The sequence below is a fragment of the Mycobacterium kansasii ATCC 12478 genome (genome assembly GCF_000157895.3).
Lineage (GTDB): Bacteria > Actinomycetota > Actinomycetes > Mycobacteriales > Mycobacteriaceae > Mycobacterium > Mycobacterium kansasii.
This window is the reverse complement of the sequence record NC_022663.1, coordinates 1,682,742-1,703,788: the sequence shown is the minus strand read 5'-3', so window position 1 is coordinate 1,703,788 and position 21,047 is coordinate 1,682,742. Positions and strand designations below refer to the sequence as shown.

Sequence of the window (21,047 nt, the reverse complement as noted above, 5' to 3'; positions counted from 1 at the left end):
TGAGGGCGTTGGCCGTTAAGGCGGCTTCGGCGTGGTGATGGCGTGGCCCGGGTGGCCCTACGGGACGCGCTGTTGGCCCGGTTGGGAGGGGCTGGTTGCGGTGTCGATGGGAGCGCGCTGGCCGTTGGCTGTGCCCGCGTCGGCGCCGGGGGTGTCGTCGTCCGGTGTGACCTGATGGGTCAGGGTGGTGTGCTGTTGGGTGCTCTGTTGGGCCAGGGCGGAGATCATTTGGGCTTGTTGGCCGGCCATGGTGGCCAGTTGGCCGAGCCCGCTGGCCGCCCCCGAGAGCCCGCTGAGCTGGCCCAGCGGTGTCGCCAGCTGCGCCATGGTGGGGAGATTGGCCAGGCTCAGGCCGGGCACAGCGGCCAAGGCGCCCGACAAGTCGGGCAGCGCGGCGAATTCGTCTGCGGTGGGCACCGTGGGTAGGCCGGGCAACGCGTTGGGGAGATTTGGCATGCCGGTCAAGGTGGGGATGGGCAGGTGGCGAGCGCCGAAATCGGGGAAACCGGGGCTCGGTAGGTCGGGCACGTCGACTCCAGGTGAGCCCGGTAAGTCCGCCAACACCACACCGACATCGGGTGTCTCGGGGCGGGGGCCGGTGTCGTCGGGTAGGCCCGCGGTAGGGGACGATGTTGGGGACGAGGGCACGTCGGGGAGCCCGGGAATCGGGGTAGACGGTGTCGGCGACGTCGTCGCCATAGCGGTCAATCTCTGGGTCAGCCCCTGCAGGTTGGTCGCATTTTGGGACGTCGTGTTCTTCAACGAGACCATTTTGTCGATGGCGACACCAAGCGCAGCGGCGCAAACGACTACTGCGACGGCAAGCGATGCCTGTTGGCCGGCAGGGCCCCCGAATTCTTCCAGGGCCAAGCAACCAACGCCCACCGCGGCAACGGTGATCATCTCGTAAAGCAGCCACCTGCGAGTGTCCGAAACGGCGGGGGCCTGAGCAGAAACCAGGCCGCCGGCAAGACGATCGAGATCACCCATCATCTTCGCGCGCTGTGATTGTGCGAGGTTCTGGCCTACATAGGCCTGCGCCGCCAAGCCCTGCCAGCCGCCGTCGGGAATAAGAGCCGCGATCTGGGCACTGACGTCATCGAACACCGACCCACTGGCCACCAAGCGATCACCCGCATCGGGGCTTCCATCGCCCAGCCATCCCAGCATGCCGCCAAGGGCGCACCAGGTCACATAGCAAACAACGGATCCCCGCAACACCCTCTTCTCCGGGTTGTCGTCCGAGATGTTCGGGAGCTCATCTTCCGAGTCGGTCGGGAACTGGAACGAGCCTGTCGAGGTGGCGTCGTCGTCAGGGGGGAAGCTCCAGGACGGCGGCAACGTCTCCGCCCCGTCAGAGGAAGACAAGGATGAGCGCAGGAAGCGCTGGATGTCCGACCACTCGGACGAGATGTCCGACGAGACCGAAGGCCCGTTCATAGGTGGAACTCTCCTTTCATGGGTTGAACTTTCCGCTGGGGCCCGACGTTGCGCCGGTTCTGGTTGGGCTGGATGGCGCTGGCTGTTAGGGCTTTGGCGTGTTGATGGCTGGGCCCGGCTGGACTTACATGACGCGCTGCTGGCCCTGTTGGGAGGGGTCGGTTGCGGCGTCTACTGGAACGCGCCGTGCGCCGGGTGTGCCCGCGGCGGCGCCGGCGGTATCGCCGTCCCGGGTGACCTGATCGGCCGGGGGTGCCTGCGGGCGGGCGCCCTGTTGGGTTAGTGAGGAGATCATCTGTGCCTGTTGACCGGCTGTGTTAGTGAGTTGGCTGAGCCCGCCGGCTGCCCCCGGGAGCCCGGTGAGCCGGCTGAAGGGTGCCGTTAGCTGAGCCATTATGGGCAGCCCAGCCAGGGCCCCCGAAAAGTCGGGTGAGGCGGCCAGTTCGTTTGCGGTGGGCACCCTGGGTAGACCATCCGCGCCGCAGAACGGGTCGGGCAAGGTTGGCATGCCGGTCAACTGGGGGATGGGCAAGTGGGGTGCGCCGAAATCGGGGAAGCCGGGGCTCGGTAGGGTGGGCAGGTTGAATTCGAGTGAGCCGGGTAAGTCGGCGAAAGCCAAGGAGATATCCGGTGTTTCGGGGAGCGGCCCGGTGAAGTCAAGCAGCCTGGCGGCGTCGAATTCCGGACGGGTATGTGAAGGCGGGAGGGCCCCATCTGGCAATCCGGGAATCGTGTCGGAGAGTGTGGGCAACATCGTCAACATATCGGTCAATTTCTGCGTCGCTGCCTGCAGATCGATTGCATTCTGGGATGTCGTGATCCACAAGTCGATCAGGAAACCAGAGAGGACAATTATCGCAACGGTGCATACGGCTACTGCAACTTGAAACGACAGAATTTGGCCAGCAGGCCCACCTGTCACCTCGTAATAAATGCAGAATGCGAACGTACCGGCAACCGCGAGCCTCTCTGCCACCACGACGTAGTAAACTCTTTGAATGGCTTCGGCTTGAGCCGAAACCAGCTCGCCGGTTCGACGGTCGAGATCACCCATCATTTTCGCGCGCTGTGATTGTGCGAGGTTCTGGGCTGAATAGGATTGCGCTGCTAAGCCCTGCCAGCCGTCATCGGGAATGAGAGCCGCGATCCGGGCACTGACATCAGCGAACATCGGCCCACTGGCCGCCAAGCGATCACCCGGATCGGGGCTCCCGTCTCCAAGCAATGGCTGCAGGCCGCTGAGGCCGCGGATGGTCCAACCGCACACACTGGATCCCCGTGGCCTCTCTGGGAAGTCTTCTGCCAACTCTTGTGCCGCCGGCTGCTTTAACAGCATCTCCGCCACCTCCGGGGTCTGCTCGATCCACGCGTCTTGCCACAGGTCGCAAAAGAGCTGCCAGACATCCATAGGTGACTTTTCTCCCTCGGGGTCTTATGTTGTGCCGGCGGTGGTTTTGGCTGGTGATGGTGTTGGTCGTTAAGGCTTCGGCGTGGTGGTGGGGTGGCCCGGGTGGCCCTACAGGATGCGCTGTTGGCCCGGTTGGGAGGGTCGGTTGCGGTGTCGACCGAAACGCGCTCTGCGGTGGGCGTGCCCGAGCAGGCGGTGTCGTGGTCGGTGGAGACCTGATTGGCGAGGGGTGGCTGTTGGGTCCTCTGTTGGCCCAGGGCGGAGATCATTTGGGCTTGTTTGCCGGCCATGGTGGCCAGTTGGCCGAGCCCGCTGGCTGCCCCCGAGAGCTCGCTGAGCTGACTGAGTGGTGTCGCCGGCTGAGCCATGGTGGGTAGGTTGGCCATATTCTCGACGGAGAATGTGATTTTCCTGGCCTCGTGTAAGGCCTGCGCGCCCACGATGGCACTGCTCTGTGGGTCCGCTTTCGGGGAGGCCAGCTCGTCGGCCCTGGCCAAAATCTCGCTCTGGTTAGCCATCAGAGCGCGCGGTTGATGAGACATAGCCAAATCTTCCTCTTGGGGTTACTGCAATAATAGTGCTGAATTCACGTGCCTCCTGCACAAAATTCAGGAGGTGGTTTTCAGAACTGGCTTCCAAAATAAAGCAGAACAAGTTTCCAAAACAAACCAGAATTACTTTCCGGAATAAGATGATTTGCGCAGCCTCTCGTCTAACGAAGCCGGCTCATCTATAACGAGTTAGGCCAGGCCGTCTGGTTCGAAATGCGATGGTTTGTGCTATGGTTTTCCGGGGCGTGGCGGGGCGTGGAATTAAAGCCGCACTGCTTTTTGAAGGACCGTAGCGAGAATGACCGCACCAGTATTGCATGACGCCCCGTTGGGCGCTTGCACGCAGGACCCCGAACGCTGGACAACCAGTCCCGATGACCAGGCAAAAGCACTGTGCCGCGCTTGCCCGTGTCGGTGGTCGTGTGCCCGCGAAGCGGTCGAGTTGCCGGGTGCACAAGGGCTGTGGGCCGGCGTCGTGATCCCTGAGGCGGGTCGGCTGCGCGCGTCTGCGTTGGGTCGATTGCGGTCGCTGGCCGAGCGTAACGGTTACCCGGTGCGTGAATCTGCATCATTGGCCTGATTCGCTGGCCCCGGCGCCGGCTGCTGGGAGTTACGTCCAGGACGTGGTGTATGGGGGTTAGGCCTGGGCCGCGTTCGCGGCCAGCTGCAACCTGCGCGACATGGGCACCTACGTATGTGGGCTGCCCACCGTCTGCCTCGGCTGCGTCCATGCACGGCCGAAAAAGACTGCGGCACCGGTGTTTCGGCGGATGATCGCTAGCCACACCCGCGCGCTTGCTAAGGCTCGTAACCACGGTGAGCCGGCCGGACAGCTCGCCGCCCGCGAGCTTGAACTCGATCGCCTTCGCAGCGCCTTGCGCCGCGCCGAGGAACTCGACAGCTACCGACTCAACGACCGCGACCTCGGCCGCACCCCCGCGGCCGCCACGACTGAGGAATAATCACCAACCACCTATCCCCAGGGGGTCAATTTCACCTGTGGGAGGGAGATCTCATTGTGGGCAAGCACCAGAGTTCGGCGATCGGCACCCTCGTTGAGCGTGAGACCCGCTTGATCCGGCTGCTGCACCTGCCGGCCCGCGACGCCGATGCCCTGCGCATCGCGATCACCGGCACCGTGAGCGATTTGCCGGTCACGCTGGTGCGCTCCATCACCTGGGATCAGGGCATCGAAATGGCCGGGCACATCGATATCACCGCCGACCCCGGTGCGCCGGTCTACTTCTGCGATTCGCGCTCACCGTGGCAGCGTGGCAGCAACGAAAATGCCAATGGTCTGCTACGGCAATACTTCCCGAAAAGAACCAGCCTCGACGCCTATACCGCAGAGCACCTACGCGCAGTCGAGGACGAGATCAACCACCGACCTACGAGCATCCTCGGAGACCGAAGGCCCGCTGAGCTTTTCACCGCCCTGCTAACCGCACCACACCATCAACTGTTGCGACAATGACTGGAACCCACCCTGCCGCCAGGGGGCCAAAATTCAGCTGCCGCCGGCAGGCTGTGGCGCATTGATGGCCGGGGTTGTTACCGGGCGTGCAGCTGGCGTTGTGGGGCGGGGCTGGTTGCGGCATCAACTGGAGCGCGCTGTGCGGTGGGTGTGCCCGCGGCGGCGCCGACGGTGTCGTCGTTCTGGGTGACCTGATCAGCCAGGGTGGCCGGCTGCTGGGCGCTCTGCTGGGCCAGGGAGGAGATCATTTGTGCTTGTTGGGCGGCCAAGTTGCTCAGTTGGCTGAGCCCGCCGGTCGCCCCGGACAGCCCGCTGAGCGCGCTCAGGGGTGCCGCCAGTTGAGCGATGGTGGGCAGGTTGGCCGGGCCCAGGCCAGCCCTAGCACCCGAGACGTCGGGCAGCGCGGCTGATTCGTCGGCGGTGGGAATCGCGGGCAGGCCACCGGGAAACACGTCGGGCACACTGGGCATGCCCGTCAAGGTGGGAGTGGTCAAGTCGGGGGCCCCGAAATCGGGGAAACCGGGACCCGCCAGGTCGGGCACGCTGAATTCCGGTGAGCCGGGTAGGTCAGCCAACGCCAAGCAGACATCGGGTGTCTCGGGCAGGGTTACCGTGTCGTCGAGGACTCTCGCGAGAGTGAGAGACCCGCTGTGGTCGGTGGCGTTGAATCCGGAAGCCGAACCTGACCTGGGAGAGAAAGCACCGGGTGATCCGGGAATCGGGTCACTTAGTTCAGGCAACCTCGTCACAATATCGGCCAATTCGGAGGTCAATGCCTGCACCTTACCCGCATTCTGGAACGTCGTGACGATCAAATTGACCACTGCGCCAGCTAAGACAGCAAGCGCAATCCCGCAGACGACCTTTGCGAGAATCAGCGATTGCCCTTGACCGGCAGGCCCGCCCAATGTTTCCAATGCGAGGCAACAAAGGCCTGTCGCGGCGACGACACCCGCTGCAACGATCACGATACGGCGAGCAGTTAAAACGGTTCGGGCTTGAGCGGCAATCAAGTCGCCGGTGAGACGGTCGAGGGCGGCCATGGTCTTTGCGTGCTGTGATTGTGCGTGGTTGTGAGCTACATAGGCCTGTGCCGCTGAGCCCTGCCAGCCGCTGTCGGGAACCAGAGCCGCGATCTGGGCACTGACGTCATCGAGCATCGACCCACTGCTCAGGAAGTGACCACCCGTATTGGGGGATCCAAATCCAAGCAATGCCAGCATTACACCAAGCAAGCCCTCGGTTGCGAGGCAAACTACGGATCCTCGAAGAACGGTTTCGTCCTCGGGAACTGTTTGCTGCATCGGGTTGGATGGCCCCGGTGGCTCTCGTAGGTGCGGGAATCTTTCCTCGAAATCAGCCATGGCTTGGTCGATTAGTGCCTGCAGCTCCGATGATCGGTCCGGTAGCGGCCATCCTTCAGCGAGTGGCCAAGTCAATGTGCGTGCTCCTTGCAGTGATCTTGCGTAGCATCTCTTCGCGTTTGTGCAGGGCACGTTGAGTCTAACAGCACGCTGACCGGCGAAGATGCATGAAATTTGTTGCGGTAGCGGTCTTTGGCGGCACGACTTGCAGCGCTGGCGAGCACGGTGACGTCGACGGGCCCGGCGCACGTCGCGGCCACGTGCACCAGCTTCACCTACTGTCGCGACCAGCGCGCATCGACGCCGAAGCTGGACGGGCATCTACGTGCTGCGCACCACCGTCGACGCCGAGGCCGTCGACCCGCCCCGGTCGCCACTAGTGCAGTGTTCAGTTGGCCAGGTTGTTGTCCGGTCCGATCCGTGCGGAGGGGCCGGTTTGCGGTGTCGACCGGAACGCACCACCACGCCGAAGCCTTAACGACCAACACCATCACCAGCCAAAACCACAGCCGGTGCAAATTCAGATTCGGCAGAAGGGTCGAAAGCTACAAGAACCTCGCCAACATCGAACGCGACTTTCCCATCATCAAGACCGACGACCTGGACTTGCGACCCATCCACCACCGCCTAGCGGACCGCGTCAAGGCCCACGTGCTGATCTGCATACTCGCCTGCTGCTTGGTCTGGCACGGGTTGTCGAAGACGCGGCTGCCTTCGCTTGCCCGATTCTTTGCCCAGGCCCCGGGGATCTGGCCACATGGGGACTGGCTGAGGCTGAGACATAACCTAATCTTCCTGCTTGGTGTTGGAAACAGCTATAGTCACTGAATTCACTGGCTCTCTCCGTCAAATTCAAAAGCCCGGTTTCAAAATTCGCCTCCAAAACAAGACAGAACTAGGTTCCAGAATAAATCAGATCTAGTTTCTGGAATAGAAAGATTGCAAAACATTATTGTCTATTGGGCCCGGCTCATCTATAACGACTTCGGCCGGGCTATCTAATTGCGGCTTTCCCAATGGATAAAAGTGCTCACAACCCGGCAATGCCGGGGCGAATTGACGTCATTTGCGGTCCAGGGCGGGTAGGCGCTGGGCTGAACATAACGGCTGAAAAAGAACTCACACGCAGGGGCGAGCCGGTCCAGGACATCACCCGCGCTGGTTCGCAAGTCGACGACCGCGGCGCGGCTCTATTGGCATGTTGTGTCCATCGAGGACACATCGGCATAAGAGGTGGGGATAATCATGCTGTGGCACTTAATGCCACCTGAACTCAACATCGCGCGGTTAATGGTCGGCGCGGGCTGAAGGGCTGAAGGGCTGAATATCTTGCGCAATACCTTCGGCACCCGCGTGCAAAAGGGTGGCCAAGACCGCGCCCCTGTCCAATCCCGACTTCTACCTCACCGCCGTCGGTGAAGCGGTCCCGGCAAGAGTCGGCCTCGTGTTGGTCTTTGCAGTTGACCGTGAAGGACGAGGAATCCCAGTGCGGCTGGTGCAATGACCGCTTCGGCCTGAGCTGGCAGATCGTCCCGGAGCGCCCCTATGAACTGGTCACCGATCCGGATCCGACCCGAGCGGCAGCGGCCACCATCGCGATGTTCGGCATGCGCAAGATCATCGCCGCCGAGCTGGAGAAGGCGGTACGAGCTGGGAAGGGCGGTGGAGGATTCGCAGCGAGTTCACTCGGTGAGCCGGCCGACCCAGTCGATCGTCGCCTCAATGATCGGCGCCAGGTCGTTGGGGTCCTCACACGCCACGGCCATCTTCGATGACTCTTCTATGAGCGCCAGCAGAGCTCGGGTCAGAAGTTGCCCGCGCCGGGACGAATCCGGCTCCAGCCCAGCCATGCCGGTGCGGAATGCAGCCGTCAAGCGGTCGCGCCGGGTGTTCCGGAACTCGGGGGGCCGGTCTCCTGCCGACACCAATTTGGCTACGCGCCGGTGGTCCCACACTGCCTCAAGGTATGCCCGCACATAGAGTGCCAAAATCCGGCGGCGGTCGGTTTCGCCTGCCGCTTGCTTGGACGCCTCCTTGATCCGCTGTTCAATAGCGCTGGCCATTCGGTCGAAGATCGCCACGAAGAGTTCGGTCTTGCCGCCGAAGTGGTGATAGATGCTGCCGATGCTGGCGCCGGAGCGGCTCACCACATCGGCCATCGTCGCTGCGTTGAAGCCGCTGGTCGCGAACACGTCAACAGCGGCGTCGAGGATGCGCTGCTGGGTCGCGTCGGTCTTGGCCCAGCGGCGAGCCGGCAAGCCCCTGCCTTGATCGTCATTGTGGGGCCCGTCCATAGGCACTTGAGACCCCGAGAAGGTCATCATGGCTATATACGTTAACGCCGATTGCCAAAGTCCACTGCCAGGGCGGCTCATTTCGTTACCAGGCGCTAACCCACGCTGCTGACGCAGCAGAGATTGCATCAAGGATCACCGCGGCAGTTTCCGCTACGTTTGCATTGGACCGCACGGGGCCAGCGCTGGCGCCACCGCACGAACCTACCCGCATAGTGCCCCAAGTGCCCTCAGGTCGAAGTCCCTGCCACGGTCGGGACACACTGGAACGCAATATCAGCCGCTTCACCCGTGGTCCCTGGGGCGGCCGCCGAGCCCGCTGCCGCAGGCTAAAACGCATCCTGGCCGACATCTTGACCCGAGGCGGGTGCCGTCAACCTCTCCCGACTCGCCACCCTGGGCCTGCGCCAGACCCTTAGGTGCTGGGCCATCGCCTGACCGCATCCCCGATCGTTATCCAGAGATCAATTCTCAAATACCGTGCCAAATCAGAATTCTCACGCCGTCGACCTACCTCGGTGTTGTCCTAGGTGAGGAAGGGGTTGAGAACCGGCGGGATGATCTGGTTGCCGGTCACGCCGGTGAGCCGGACCCAGATCTGTGCGGGGGTGTTAAGCGACTGGTAGACGCCGGCGCCGAGCCATGAGACGGGTAGCTGTAAGAAACTGGGCACCGCATCGACGATGTTTTGTATCGGGGAGTACACCAGGTAGGGAATCGTGGCCGCCACCGTGCGCGACCCAAGGCTCAGGGTGGTCGCGATATCGGGATACCCCTGTCCGGCGAAATCGGCGCTGAGCACACTGAACAAGTTGGGGCCGGGATCAACGTAAGTGCCGTCGAAGTTGGCGGATGTCAGCGGCGCACCCTGCATATACGGCAGCGGCGGAATGCCGAATTGATCCATGATCGTCGGCGTCGTGCTGACGATTTGCCACGAGTTATTGATATAGCCGTCTCTCACATCATTGAAGGCCGGATCGAAGATGAGGAATGTCGCTGTCTCACGGGGTGATTGGAAGCCATGCGTGATGCTGAAATTTTGAGGCCCGATTTCACCATGATCGGTAACCACGAGCGTGGAGAACTGCTCGGTCGGGTTTGCGACCTCCCAGTCGGCTACCGCCCCCAACAGGCCCGAACCGCCCATACTTGTAGGAAGTTGCCGACCGAGGTTGTAGTCCATGTTCCGAATGGCCTCTTGGTACTGCGGCGAATCACCGCCGTACATGTGCGCGTTTTCATCGACACCTATGAAGTAGGAGAAGATGAGATTCCGATCAACAGGAAATTCGCGTCTGGTGCCATCGAAAGCAGAGCAAGGGCCTGTGCTTGAGACACCGACAGGACTGCTGGATGCTCCCCGACGCTGCCAGTGGCTCCCGGGGCGCCGAATAAGGACAACGCGCTTCCGCCCAACCCACCGGTCCCGGCCGCGACGGATCCTATGCCGAGCCCGCCGGTGCCGCCGACTCCGCCGTTACCGATCAACCCGGCAGTGCCGCCGGTCCCTCCCCGCTGACCCACCCCGCCCCGGCTGCCGATTACATTGGTTAACAATGTACCCAGCACCACTCTGTCAAAGGAGACATACCCATGGCTGAAGCCGTCATCGTCGAGGCTGTACGTTCCCCGATCGGCAAGCGCAACGGCGGGTTGTCCGGAGTGCACCCGGCCGACCTGTCCGCGCAGGTCCTCAACGGTCTGGTGCACAAGGCCGGCATCGACCCCGAACTCGTCGACGACGTCATTTGGGGATGCGTCATGCAAGCCGGCGAGCAGGCCCTCGACATCGCCCGCACCTCGCTGCTGGCAGCCGGCTGGCCCGAGACGGTCCCCGGGGTAACCGTGGATCGCCAGTGCGGGTCGAGCCAGCAGTCCGTGCACTTCGCGGCGGCCGGCGTCGCGGCCGGTCACTACGACGTCGTCGTCGCCGGCGGGGTGGAGTCGATGTCACGCACCCCGATGGGGTCGTCGCTGGCCAACGGCGGGCGGCCCTATCCCAAGGCCTTCCTCGACCGCTACGAAGGCAAGATCCCCAACCAGGGCATCGGCGCCGAGATGATCGCGCAGCGATGGGGCCTCGACCGCCTCGCGCTTGACGAGTTCTCCCTCGGATCGCACGAAAAAGCCGCAGCCGCACAGGATTCCGGCGCCTTCGACGACCAGATCGTCGGCATCAAGGACCAGGACGGCAATACGGTCCTCAGGGACGAAGGCATCCGCCGCGGCACCCCGATGGAGAAGATGGCGTCACTGAAGCCGGCGTTCAAGGAAGACGGCGTGATCCACGCCGGCAACTCCTCGCAGATCTCCGACGGCTCGGCCGCGCTGCTGTTCATGTCCGCAGAGAAGGCAAAGTCGTTGGGGCGCAAGCCGATTGCCAAGGTCCACTCGGTGGCGCTGGCCGGGGCTGACCCGGTGATCATGCTGACCGCGCCCATCCCGGCCACCCAGAAGGTGCTCAAGCGCTCCGGGCTGTCCATCGGCGACATCGGGGCATACGAGGTCAACGAGGCGTTCGCCCCGGTGCCCCTGGCCTGGCTGCGCGACATCGGCGCCGACGAGAAGAAGCTCAACCCCAACGGCGGCGCGATCGCGCTCGGCCACCCGCTGGGCGGCTCGGGCGCGCGGCTGATGACCACCCTGCTATATCACATGCGGGACAAGGGAATTCGCTACGGACTGCAGACGATGTGCGAGGGCGGCGGTCAGGCCAACGCCACCATCCTGGAGCTGTTGTGACCGAAGCCGACGGCGCTACGCCGGCCGTACTGGTCGAGTGCCGCGGCAACGTCATGGTCATCACGATCAACCGGCCCGAAGCCCGCAATGCCATCAACAGCGCCGTGAGCGTCGGGGTGGGCAATGCACTCGACGAAGCCCAGCATGATCCCGAGGTACGGGCCGTGGTGATCACCGGCGCCGGCGACAAATCGTTTTGCGCCGGCGCCGACCTCAAGGCGATCGCCCGGCGGGAAAACATCTACCACCCCGACCACGGCGAGTGGGGCTTCGCCGGATACGTGCACCACTACATCGACAAGCCCACCATCGCCGCGGTCAACGGCACCGCCCTGGGCGGCGGCACCGAACTGGCGCTGGCCAGCGACCTGGTGGTGGCGCACGAACGGGCCAAGTTCGGGTTGCCGGAGGTCAAGCGTGGACTGATCGCCGCTGCCGGTGGCGTCTTCCGGATCGTGAACCAACTGCCCCGCAAATTGGCGATGGAACTGCTGTTGACCGGCGAGCCGATCACCGCAGCCGACGCCTACGACTGGGGCCTGATCAACCAGGTGGTCAGGGAGGGTGCGGTGCTGGACGCCGCGCTGACGCTGGCCGCGCGGGTGATCGTCAACGCGCCGCTGTCGGTGCAGGCCAGCAAGCGCATCGCCTACGGGGTCGACGACGGCCTCATCACCGACGAAGAAGCGGGCTGGCAGCGCACCACGCGCGAGATGAGTTCGCTGATCCGGTCCGAGGACGCCCGGGAAGGGCCGTTGGCGTTCGCCGAGAAGCGGGAGCCGGTCTGGAAGGCGCGCTAGCGCGCCAGCGCGTTGACCGCCCACTCGAAAACGGAAGGCAACAGCTCACCCGCCGGCACGATGGCCCGGCGAGCCGGGTAAGGCGTACTGCCCAGCACCAGACCTCGGGTGAGCCAGCGGTAGTTGCGGGTAACCCGATGCCAGGCGGCCTCATACGACGCGGGTGCGTCGTCGACGATGGCCCGCACCGCCGCGGCCGCCTGCTTGACGGCCAGGCTGATGCCCTCACCGGTCAGGGCGTCTTCGTAGCCGGCCGCGTCGCCCACCAACAGCACCCGCCCGGCAACGCGACGGGACACCACCTGCCGCAACGGGCCGCAGCCGCGCGCGCGCCCGGGTTCGGCGTCGCGCAAATGACGGGAAAGCCAGGGAAACCACGAAAGTTCGGGACGCCGACGGGACAGGATCGCAACGCCCACCAGGTCCGGTTCCACCGGTGTCACGTACGCCTCACCCCAGCGCGACCAGTGCACTTCGACGAACTCCGACCACACCGGCACCCGGTAATGCCAGCGCACCCCGTAGCGCCGTGGGCTACCCGCCGTCGCGGTGATTCCCACCGCCCGCCGCACCCCCGAATGCAATCCATCGGCCGCCACCAGCCACCTCGCGCGCACATCGGCGGCCGTCACACCGTGGGCGTCCTGCGACACACCGGTCACCCGCGTCCGAATCCATTCGGTGTCTTGCTCTTTGGCGCGCGCCGTCAACGCCGAGTGCAACGTGGTGCGCCGCACGCCGCGGCCCGGACCGCTGCGAAACCACGCCTCGGCGCGGCGATTTTCGCTGACGTAGGCGATGCCGTGAAACGGCATGCCGGCCGGGTCGACGTCGAGCGCTGCCAGTTCGGCCAGACCGCCGGGCATCAGTCCTTCGCCGCAGGCCTTGTCGATCGGGCTCTCCCGGGGATCGGCGACGATGACCGAAAGTCCGTGCCTGCGTGCGTGTAATGCCGTGGCCAGACCTCCCGGGCCGCCGCCGACGATCAGCAGGTCGGTGTCGTAGGTCATGAATAGCCCAACACGGAGTTCTCCACCCGCAGGCGCACCGTCAACAACATGGCGTTGGCCACGGTGAAACCGAGTGCGGTCAACCATGCGGTGTGCACCATCGGCAGCGCGAACCCTTCGGCCACCACCGCAACATAGTTCGGGTGGTGCATCAGCCGGTAGGGCCCCCGCCGCACCAACGGCTCGTGCGGCAACACGATGACCCGGGTGTTCCAGCGTCGTCCCAGCGACTTGACGCACCACCAGCGCAGCCCCTGGCTGAGCAGCAGCACACCCACCATCGGCCAGCCCAGCCAGGGAATGAACGGCCGGTGCAGCGCCCAGGGTTCGACGAGGCAGCCGAGCAGCAGCGCGGTGTGCAGAGTGACCATCACGACGTAGTGGGGACGGCCGAACTCCTTGCCGCCCTGAGCGAAAGACCAGCGCGCGTTGCGCCTGGCCACGATCAGCTCGGCCAGTCGTTCCACGCCGACGGCCAGGACCAGCAGGTAATACATGGCCTACCAGCCGAGCAGTACGAATTCGGAAGAAAAACCCGGGCCCATGGCGATCATGATCCCAAACGATCCCGGTGGCGGCGGCGGATCGGCCATGGTGGCCCTAAGCACGTCCAGCACCGACACCGACGACAGGTTGCCGTTGTCGCGCAATGAGTCTCGGGTGCGATCCAGGGCATGAACGGGTAGCTCGAGGGCATTCTCGACGGCGTCGATGACCCTGGGCCCGGCCGCGTGCAGCACCCACGTCGACACGTCGGCCGTGGTCAACCCATGGTCACCCAGGAAATTGCGGATATCGTCGGCCACGTATTTCTCCACGACAGTCGCCACCTCGACGGATAACACGATCCGGAACCCGTCACTGCCGATCTCCCAGCCCAGTACGTCCTCGGTGTCGGGGTAGGTCCGGCTGCGGCTGGCCAGCAGCCTGGGCCCGGCCCGCCTTCCGGAAGCCAGCTCGGCCCCCATTGCGACGACCGCGGCGGCGCCGTCACCGAACAGGCTGGACGCGACGAGATTGGCCACCGAGTGGTCGTTACGCTGAACGGTCAGCGAGCACAGTTCCACCGCCAGCAGCGCTGCGACCTGGTTGGGGAAGCCCCGCAGGTAGTCATGCACGCGCGCTACCCCGGCGGCGCCGGCCACGCAGCCCAGCCCGAACAGCGGAATGCGTTTGACGTCCTGGCGCAGCCCCACCCGGGTGGCCAGGCGCGCTTCCAGGGTCGGCACGGCCAGCCCGGTCACCGTCGTCGAAAAGACGACATCGACATCCGCGGGCTTGACCCTGGCGTCATCGAGCGCTGCCAGCAGTGCCTGCCCACCCAGGTCGAGGGCGACGTCGACCCAGGCGTCGTTTGCTTCGGTGAAGCCGCTCAGATGGCCGTAGCGAGACAACGGCAGCGCGGTATGGCGTGCGGTGACTCCGCTGCTGTTGGCGAATCGGCGAAAATCCGGGCCGGCAAAGGTCATCAGCGCACCGATGGTTTCGTCCTGGCTGTACCGGTGTTGTGGGAATGCCACCGCCACGCCGGCTACGCACGGGCTCGTCGTCAAAGCCGAAGTCGTCAATACCGAACTCGCCTGCGCAGCGACACGCGCCGGCCTACCCCCTGTGAATGTATTCATGTGGGGAGTCACGTCGGCGCCGCCGGATCGGTTCACAGCCGGTGCCATCGCCTGCCATTCGCCGCCGTGCGGCTAGCTTGGATGTCATGCGGATTCTGGTCACCGGCGCCACCGGCTATGTCGGATCGCGCCTCGTGACAGCGCTCCTCGCCGACGGCCACAAAGTCCTGGCCGCCAGCCGGAACCTGGCTCGCCTGCGGCGGTTGGGCTGGTCCGACGACGTGACACCGGTCCTGCTCGACGCCTCGGATCCCGCGTCGGCGCGGGCCGCGATGGACGCCGCGGGTCACATCGACGTCGTCTACTACCTGGTCCACGGGATCGGTCAACCCGGATTCCGGGACAGCGACAACGCCGCGGCCGCCAACGTGGCCGTCGCCGCCCGCGCTGCCGGAGTGCGACGCATCGTCTACCTGGGTGGCTTCGTGCCCGACGCCCCCGAAGACGAGGCGCTGTCCCAGCACCTGACCAGCAGGGCCGAAGTGGCGGCGGCCCTGACCGTCGAGAACGGCCCGGAACTGGTGTGGCTGGGCGCGGCGATCATCATCGGCGCCGGGTCGACGTCGTTCGAGATGCTGCGCTATGTCGGAGATCGGTTCCCGGTCATGCCGATGCCGAACTGGATGGACAACCCGATCGACCCGATCTCGGTTCGCGACGTGCTGCATTACCTGGTGGCCGCCGCCGACTCGGACCGGGTGCCGGCGGGTGCCTACGACATTTGTGGACCCGACACCACGTCCTACCGGCGGCTGCTCGAGGCCTACGCCCGCATTTGCGGCAGATGGCACGCCGCGGTGCCGGTGGGCAACACGCTCGATACCGCGATAGCGTCGCGCATCACGGCGGCCGCGTTGCCCATTCCGCCGGGCCTGGCCGCGGGCCTGGTCGAATCACTGGATCACCCGATGCGGGCCTCCGCGACCGGCCTGCGAGACCGGGTGCCCGATCCACCCGGTGGGTTGCTCGGCGTCGAGGACGCCATCGCGCTGGCCTTGGCGGACGACCCGCATGCGCCGCCGGCTCCGGTCAACGTGCTGGCCGATCCCCATCACCTCGCGGATTCCGATCCCTCCTGGGCCGGTGGGGACGCGCTGCGCATCCGGCGGCTCGCCCGCGCGGTGACGCCACCCCTCGCGCGACCCACGTTGAAGCTGCTGAACATCGTCCCCGGCCCACTCGCCGGCGCACTGCGAACTAGTCTGGACATCCTCATCGCCCTGACTCCGAAAGTTCTGCCCGCATGAGCCAATCCACCACGCCCCGCCCCCGAGCGATCCAGGATCTTCGCCGTGCGATGACCAATGTCGCAGTGCCGCATCATGAGCCACCTGCGATAGTGCTGCGGCGGCGCATCGTGGTCGGCGTCGTGCTGCTGATCGGTGCGGCGGTGCTGGGCCTGTCGATGAGTCGCCGCCCCGGGGAGTCGACGTTCCACTGGCTGACGCTGGGCCTGGCCGTGATCTGGGCTGTCGGGGCACTGGCGTCCGGACCGTTGCATCTCGGCGGTATCTGTTGGCGGGGACGCAACCAGCGTCCGGTGATCACCGGCACCACGGTGGGCCTGGTTCTCGGTGGCGTGTTTGTTCTGGGCGGCTTGGTCACCAGGGAAATCCCGGCCGTGTCCGACCTGATTGCCCGCGTCCTGCGATTCGCCGAGCACGGATCGGTTCTCGTTGTCCTGATCACCTTGATCAACGGTATCGCCGAGGAGATGTTCTTCCGCGGCGCGCTGTACACCGCGCTGGGCCGCTTCTATCCGGTACTGCTCTCCACGGTGGTGTACGTCGCGGCCATCATGGCCACCGGCAACCCGATGCTGGGATTCGCTGCGGTCATCCTGGGAACGGTGTGTGCGTGGGAGCGGCGTTTCACCGGCGGTGTGCTTGCGCCGATCCTGACCCACGCGGTGTGGGGCTTGATCATGGTGCTTGCGTTGCCGCCGTTGTTCGGCGTCTGATCGGCTATCCGGCCGACGCGATGACGTCAGCTGCCAGCGCACGCAGCGCGGCGGTGTAGAGGGGCCGCAGCATCGCCCAGGACAACCGGCCCGGGATGCCGCGGGGATAGACAATCGCCCGCTGGGTGTACCTGCGCCGGGGCGTGACCGTGATCTCCAGCCACACCGGCCCGGGTAACCGGGTGGCGGCAGCCAACCGCAATGTGGTCGCGCTGCGTTCGGCCACGCGCCACCGCTGCCCCGAGCGCCGCCCCCCGGACGCCAAGATGAACGAGTACCACCGGCCGCTGTTGACGGCGTCTTGAGCGGATGTCCAGATGTCCTCGGGCGCGGCGGTAGTCGCGGCGGTGCAGACGTCGCTGTAGACGATTTCGCCGGCCCACTTCGGGTCGCTGGGCAGCAGGTCGGCGGGCTCGGAGTGCAGCGAGTCCCAGGTCGGGGCCGGCCGCCCCCGGGCCGCGCGCTCGAGCGCCAACTCAACCGCCTGGCGATAACCGGTCAGACCACCCGGCGGTGGCCCGACGATGGCGTCGATATCCGAGTTGCGCATCACCGCATCGCATTCCAGCGACTCGATCAGGGGCCGCGCCAGACCGGACGGGATCGGTGTCACGGTGCCGACCCACAGGCTGGCAATCCTCGGTGTCAGGAATGGAAGCACCACCAACCGGCGCTGGTGCAGTCCGGCTACCTCGGCGTATATCCGCATCATGTCGCCGTACTCCAAGACATCTGGGCCGCCGATGTCCCATGTCCGAGACGACGGCACCGCTACCGTGGCCGCCGCCACCAGGTAGTACAGCGCGTCATGTACGGCAATCGGCTGGATGCGGTTGTGGACCCACTTCGGCGTGGTCATTACCGGCAACCGGTCGGTGAGGTGCCTGATCATCTCGAACGACGCCGATCCCGATCCGACCACCACTGCGGCCTTCAGCACGACGGTCTCGATACCTGATTCGATCAGCGTGTCACCCACCGCCCGGCGCGACTCGAGGTGGGGTGAGAGTTTGCGGCCTTCGGGGTGCAGCCCGCCGAGGTACACCAGACGTCGCACTCCGGCACGTCGCGCTGCCGTCACGACGTTGCGCACGGCCCGGGCTTCCTCGGCGGCGAAGTCCGTGGCGGTGCCCATCGAATGGACCAGGTAATACACCACGTCGATGCCGTCGAAAGCGGTGATGAGCGAATCGACGTCACCGAGGTCGCCCCGGGCCAGCTCGGCCCGCTCCCGCCATGGCACGTCTGCCAGCTTGTTCGGGTCGCGGGCCAGGGCGCGAACGCGATGGCCCTGGTCCAGCAGGAGTGGTACCAGTCGGGCACCGATATAGCCGGTCGCTCCGGTAACGAGGCAGTTGACCTGTCCAGCTGACAATGGGATCTCCGGGGGTCTTTTACGTTGTCCAACGTTATTCGGAGCCGCCGCCGGTAAGGATTGCCGCTTCGTCCCGGACTCGAGACGCCGCCAGTCCGGCCCAACCGCCGGGGCAATCAGGAGTCGGTGAACGTCGGCGTGCGGCGCTGCTGGAATGCCCTTGCGCCCTCGGCGAAGTCGGGCGATCGCAACAGGACCGACTGGCCCGCGAATTCCCGCTCCAGAGCGTGGTCCAGCTCGGTGAGCGTGGCCGCGTTGATCGCGTCCTTGGTCTTGGCGAACGCGACGGCCGGACCCGCCAGTAACCTCGAAATGACCTGGCCCACTTGGTTTTCGAAGTCCTCGGCCGGATAAACCGCGCTGACCAGACCCCACGACAGCGCCTCGGCGGCCGGCAATCGCTCCGGCAGCAGGGCCATCCGCATCGCCCGGATGCGGCCGACCGCGGCGGCCACCAACGCCGACGCTCCGCCGTCGGGCATCAAGCCGATCTTGGTGAACGCCAGCATGAAAAATGCTTCCTCGGAAGCCAATACGAGGTCACTTGCCAGGGCAAGCGAAACCCCGACCCCGGCGGCCGGACCCTGAACCACGGCGACCACCGGATGCGGCAGCGCCGTGATGGCCCGGATCGCCCGGTTGATCTCCGCGATGGTTTCGGTGCGGGACTTGCCGCGAACCACATCCTCGGCGCTCATCCCGGCCCCGGAGCAAAAGCCCCGACCCGTTCCGCCGAGGCGCACTACCCGGACCCGCGGATCGGTGGCCGCGCGCTCCATCGCATCGGCGATACCCGCCAGCACCGCCGCCGTCAGCGAATTCAGCGTCGCGGGCCGGTCGATGGTCACCGACAGCACACCGTCGGTCAACGTGACGTCAAGTCCGGCGACCGGCGCCAGCGTGTCGATCCCGTCCTGCCCCGGCATGGGGCTCACCTTAGGCGACCGGATGCAGGGTCGTCGGCTGCGGCTGCAAAGATGCGAACGACGTCACCGCGGACGAAAGGTCGGTACATCAATGGCAGGACCGCTACATGGGTTGCGCGTTGTCGAGCTGGCGGGGATCGGGCCTGGCCCGCACGCCGCGATGATCCTGGGCGATCTCGGAGCCGACGTGGTGCGTATCGACCGTCCCGCAGCGGGTTCGGGAGGTGTCGCGAAAGACGCGATGCTGCGTAACCGCCGCATCATCACCGCTGACCTCAAGTCCGACCAGGGGCGCGAGCTCGTCCTCAAACTCGTCGCCAAGGCCGACGTGCTGATCGAGGGCTACCGTCCCGGCGTCACCGAGCGGCTGGGCCTTGGTCCCGAGGACTGCGCCACAGTCAACGACCGGCTCGTCTACGCCCGGATGACCGGCTGGGGTCAGGCCGGGCCGCGCAGCCAGCAGGCCGGTCACGACATCAACTACATCTCGCTGAACGGCATCCTGCATGCCATCGGCCGGGTCAACGAGCGGCCGGTGCCGCCGCTGAACCTGGTCGGCGACTTCGGCGGCGGCTCGATGTTTCTCCTCGTCGGCATCCTGGCAGCGCTGTGGGAGCGCCAGAGTTCCGGCAAGGGGCAGGTCATCGACGCGGCGATGGTCGACGGCTCCAGCGTGCTGGTCCAGATGATGTGGGCGATGCGCGCCACCGGTATGTGGACCGACGTGCGCGGCACCAACATGCTCGACGGCGGCGCGCCCTACTACGACACCTACGAGTGCGCCGACGGCCGCTATGTCGCGGTGGGTGCCATCGAGCCGCAGTTCTATGCCGCCATGCTGTCCGGGCTGGGTCTGGACGCGGCCGACCTACCCGCGCAGAACGACGTGACCCGGTGGCCCGAACTGCGCGCGGTGTTGACCGACGCGTTCGGCCGGCACGACCGCGACCATTGGGCCAAGGTGTTCGCCGACACCGACGCCTGCGTGACGCCGGTGCTGGCGTTCGGCGAGGTGCACAACGAGCCGCATATCGCCGAGCGAAATACCTTTTACGAGGTCAACGGCAGCCCGCAGCCGATGCCGGCGCCGCGATTCTCGCGCACCGCCCCGGATCAACCGCGGCCGCCGGTGGCGGCGGTGAGCGACATCGAAGCGGTTCTCCAGGACTGGGTATAGTCTCGACCAACCGGTCGGTCGGGTACTCGACCGTGCTGAACGAGAAGGGACTCGCATGGAAATCAGGGACGCCGTAGCCGTCGTTACTGGGGGCGCATCGGGACTGGGACTGGCCACCACCAAGCGGCTGCTGGACGCGGGGGCGCAGGTGGTGGTGCTGGACCTCAGAGGCGACGACGTTGTGGCGGAACTCGGCGATCGCGCGCGTTTCGCACAGGCCGACGTGACCGACGAGGCAGCCGTGACCGGTGCGCTGGATCTGGCGGAATCGCTGGGTCCGCTGCGCATCGTCGTCAACTGCGCCGGCACCGGTAACGCGATTCGCGTCCTGGGTCGCGACGGTGTTTTCCCGTTGGCCGCGTTCCGCAAGGTCGTGGACATCAACCTGGTCGGTACCTTCAACGTGCTGCGGCTGGGCGCGGAGCGGATCGCCAAGACGGAGCCGATCGGGGAGGAGCGCGGCGTCATCGTCAACACCGCGTCGGTGGCGGCGTTCGACGGTCAGATCGGGCAGGCCGCCTACTCGGCGTCCAAGGGCGGCGTGGTCGGCATGACCCTGCCGATTGCTCGCGACCTGGCCGGCCACCTGATCCGGGTGATGACCATCGCGCCCGGCCTGTTCGACACCCCGCTGCTGGCCGGATTGCCGGAACCGGCGCGTGAGTCGCTGGGCAAGCAGGTGCCGCATCCGTCGCGCTTGGGCAGCCCCGACGAGTATGCGGCGCTGGCCGTGCACATCATCGAAAACCCGATGCTCAACGGCGAAGTCATCCGGCTGGACGGCGCCATTCGGATGGCACCGCGCTGACGGCCGGAAAATGGAAAACCCCCCGCAATGGCGGGGGGCTCACCTCAGTAAACGGATTCAGTTATCGACGAAACCACCGGCTGACGGCCG

The 21,047-nt window shown here is 65.5% G+C and carries 19 protein-coding genes and 3 pseudogenes; 12 read left to right on the top strand and 10 right to left on the bottom strand.

The window, feature by feature from the left end:
* Nucleotides 1–57: 57 nt before the first annotated feature.
* Entirely contained in the window at nucleotides 58–1,440 is a 1,383-nt protein-coding gene (locus tag MKAN_RS07205; RefSeq protein WP_023366714.1) for an EspA/EspE family type VII secretion system effector, read from the bottom strand.
* Nucleotides 1,441–1,564: 124 nt separating this feature from the next.
* Complete coding sequence (locus tag MKAN_RS07200; RefSeq protein ID WP_023366712.1) at nucleotides 1,565–2,848, bottom strand: EspA/EspE family type VII secretion system effector; 1,284 nt, start codon at nucleotides 2,846–2,848, stop codon at nucleotides 1,565–1,567.
* 93 nt (nucleotides 2,849–2,941) lie between these two features.
* Here MKAN_RS07200 and MKAN_RS32510 point away from each other — a divergent pair, with 93 nt between their 5' ends.
* The 4 genes and pseudogenes from MKAN_RS32510 to MKAN_RS07190 form a co-directional block, all read left to right on the top strand.
* On the top strand, nucleotides 2,942–3,067 hold the full coding sequence (locus MKAN_RS32510; RefSeq protein WP_023366710.1) for a hypothetical protein: 126 nt from the start codon (nucleotides 2,942–2,944) through the stop codon (nucleotides 3,065–3,067).
* A 630-nt stretch (nucleotides 3,068–3,697) separates the two neighbouring features.
* Nucleotides 3,698–3,979, top strand: a complete 282-nt coding sequence (locus MKAN_RS29405; RefSeq protein ID WP_080674033.1) for a WhiB family transcriptional regulator — start codon at nucleotides 3,698–3,700, stop codon at nucleotides 3,977–3,979.
* A gap of 100 nt (nucleotides 3,980–4,079) precedes the next feature.
* Nucleotides 4,080–4,361 (top strand): hypothetical protein, encoded by a 282-nt coding sequence (locus MKAN_RS07195; protein ID WP_082273522.1) that lies wholly within the window; start codon nucleotides 4,080–4,082, stop codon nucleotides 4,359–4,361.
* Nucleotides 4,362–4,399: 38 nt separating this feature from the next.
* Nucleotides 4,400–4,873: pseudogene (locus tag MKAN_RS07190) on the top strand (IS30 family transposase); the annotation flags it as partial.
* 77 nt (nucleotides 4,874–4,950) lie between these two features.
* Here the strand turns inward: MKAN_RS07190 and MKAN_RS07185 are convergent.
* Nucleotides 4,951–6,033: an EspA/EspE family type VII secretion system effector gene (locus MKAN_RS07185; RefSeq protein WP_023366702.1), complete on the bottom strand. Its 1,083-nt coding sequence runs from the start codon at nucleotides 6,031–6,033 to the stop codon at nucleotides 4,951–4,953.
* 1,679 nt (nucleotides 6,034–7,712) lie between these two features.
* On the opposite strand from MKAN_RS07185, the pseudogene MKAN_RS31735 reads away from it, so the two are divergent.
* Nucleotides 7,713–7,880, top strand: a pseudogene (locus MKAN_RS31735) (VOC family protein); the annotation flags it as partial.
* Nucleotides 7,881–7,919: 39 nt separating this feature from the next.
* Here the strand turns inward: MKAN_RS31735 and MKAN_RS07175 are convergent.
* Nucleotides 7,920–8,660, bottom strand: coding sequence for a TetR/AcrR family transcriptional regulator (locus tag MKAN_RS07175; RefSeq protein ID WP_225722866.1), 741 nt, complete (start codon nucleotides 8,658–8,660; stop codon nucleotides 7,920–7,922).
* A gap of 125 nt (nucleotides 8,661–8,785) precedes the next feature.
* Between MKAN_RS07175 and MKAN_RS32920 the strand changes: the two are divergent.
* Nucleotides 8,786–8,969, top strand: a pseudogene (locus tag MKAN_RS32920) (transposase); the annotation flags it as partial.
* 88 nt (nucleotides 8,970–9,057) lie between these two features.
* On the opposite strand, the gene MKAN_RS07170 reads toward MKAN_RS32920, so the two are convergent.
* Complete coding sequence (locus tag MKAN_RS07170) at nucleotides 9,058–9,717, bottom strand: alkaline phosphatase family protein (protein WP_129111709.1); 660 nt, start codon at nucleotides 9,715–9,717, stop codon at nucleotides 9,058–9,060.
* Between the two features lie 410 nt (nucleotides 9,718–10,127).
* Here MKAN_RS07170 and MKAN_RS07165 point away from each other — a divergent pair, with 410 nt between their 5' ends.
* Together MKAN_RS07165 and MKAN_RS07160 are read left to right on the top strand one after the other, a co-directional pair.
* Nucleotides 10,128–11,276 carry a thiolase family protein gene (locus tag MKAN_RS07165; protein ID WP_023366692.1) on the top strand — a complete coding sequence of 383 codons (1,149 nt, stop codon included), beginning with the start codon at nucleotides 10,128–10,130 and terminating at the stop codon, nucleotides 11,274–11,276.
* The gene (locus tag MKAN_RS07160) at nucleotides 11,273–12,076 is read left to right on the top strand and encodes a crotonase/enoyl-CoA hydratase family protein (RefSeq protein ID WP_023366690.1); all 804 of its coding nucleotides are present in this window, start codon (nucleotides 11,273–11,275) and stop codon (nucleotides 12,074–12,076) included. The genes MKAN_RS07165 and MKAN_RS07160 overlap by 4 nt, the downstream gene beginning before the upstream one ends.
* On the opposite strand, the gene MKAN_RS07155 is transcribed toward MKAN_RS07160, so the two are convergent.
* The 3 genes from MKAN_RS07155 to MKAN_RS07145 are packed head-to-tail and all read right to left on the bottom strand — an operon-like array spanning nucleotide 12,073 to nucleotide 14,747.
* A complete protein-coding gene (locus MKAN_RS07155) occupies nucleotides 12,073–13,086 on the bottom strand; it encodes an NAD(P)/FAD-dependent oxidoreductase (RefSeq protein WP_023366688.1) in 1,014 nt (337 codons plus the stop codon). The two genes, MKAN_RS07160 and MKAN_RS07155, sit on opposite strands and share 4 nt — an antisense overlap.
* Nucleotides 13,083–13,583 (bottom strand): isoprenylcysteine carboxyl methyltransferase family protein, encoded by a 501-nt coding sequence (locus MKAN_RS07150; protein ID WP_023366686.1) that lies wholly within the window; start codon nucleotides 13,581–13,583, stop codon nucleotides 13,083–13,085. Before MKAN_RS07150 ends, MKAN_RS07155 begins: the two co-directional genes overlap by 4 nt.
* Before the next feature lie 3 nt (nucleotides 13,584–13,586).
* Complete coding sequence (locus tag MKAN_RS07145) at nucleotides 13,587–14,747, bottom strand: type III polyketide synthase (RefSeq protein WP_371686072.1); 1,161 nt, start codon at nucleotides 14,745–14,747, stop codon at nucleotides 13,587–13,589.
* Nucleotides 14,748–14,797: 50 nt separating this feature from the next.
* Between MKAN_RS07145 and MKAN_RS07140 the strand changes: the two genes are divergently transcribed.
* On the top strand, nucleotides 14,798–15,958 hold the full coding sequence (locus MKAN_RS07140) for an NAD(P)H-binding protein (protein ID WP_036392453.1): 1,161 nt from the start codon (nucleotides 14,798–14,800) through the stop codon (nucleotides 15,956–15,958).
* Nucleotides 15,955–16,671, top strand: a complete 717-nt coding sequence (locus MKAN_RS07135) for a CPBP family intramembrane glutamic endopeptidase (RefSeq protein WP_036392455.1) — start codon at nucleotides 15,955–15,957, stop codon at nucleotides 16,669–16,671. Before MKAN_RS07140 ends, MKAN_RS07135 begins: the two co-directional genes overlap by 4 nt.
* Before the next feature lie 4 nt (nucleotides 16,672–16,675).
* Here the strand turns inward: MKAN_RS07135 and MKAN_RS07130 are convergent, their stop codons facing one another.
* Nucleotides 16,676–18,046: an NAD(P)H-binding protein gene (locus tag MKAN_RS07130; protein ID WP_023366678.1), complete on the bottom strand. Its 1,371-nt coding sequence runs from the start codon at nucleotides 18,044–18,046 to the stop codon at nucleotides 16,676–16,678.
* Between the two features lie 116 nt (nucleotides 18,047–18,162).
* Nucleotides 18,163–18,972 carry an enoyl-CoA hydratase gene (locus MKAN_RS07125; RefSeq protein WP_023366676.1) on the bottom strand — a complete coding sequence of 270 codons (810 nt, stop codon included), beginning with the start codon at nucleotides 18,970–18,972 and terminating at the stop codon, nucleotides 18,163–18,165.
* A gap of 91 nt (nucleotides 18,973–19,063) precedes the next feature.
* Here MKAN_RS07125 and MKAN_RS07120 point away from each other — a divergent pair, with 91 nt between their 5' ends.
* Both MKAN_RS07120 and MKAN_RS07115 read left to right on the top strand, forming a co-directional pair.
* Entirely contained in the window at nucleotides 19,064–20,149 is a 1,086-nt protein-coding gene (locus MKAN_RS07120; protein WP_023366675.1) for a CaiB/BaiF CoA transferase family protein, read from the top strand.
* 55 nt (nucleotides 20,150–20,204) lie between these two features.
* Nucleotides 20,205–20,957: a 3-hydroxyacyl-CoA dehydrogenase gene (locus MKAN_RS07115; RefSeq protein ID WP_023366673.1), complete on the top strand. Its 753-nt coding sequence runs from the start codon at nucleotides 20,205–20,207 to the stop codon at nucleotides 20,955–20,957.
* Nucleotides 20,958–21,047 lie beyond the last annotated feature (90 nt).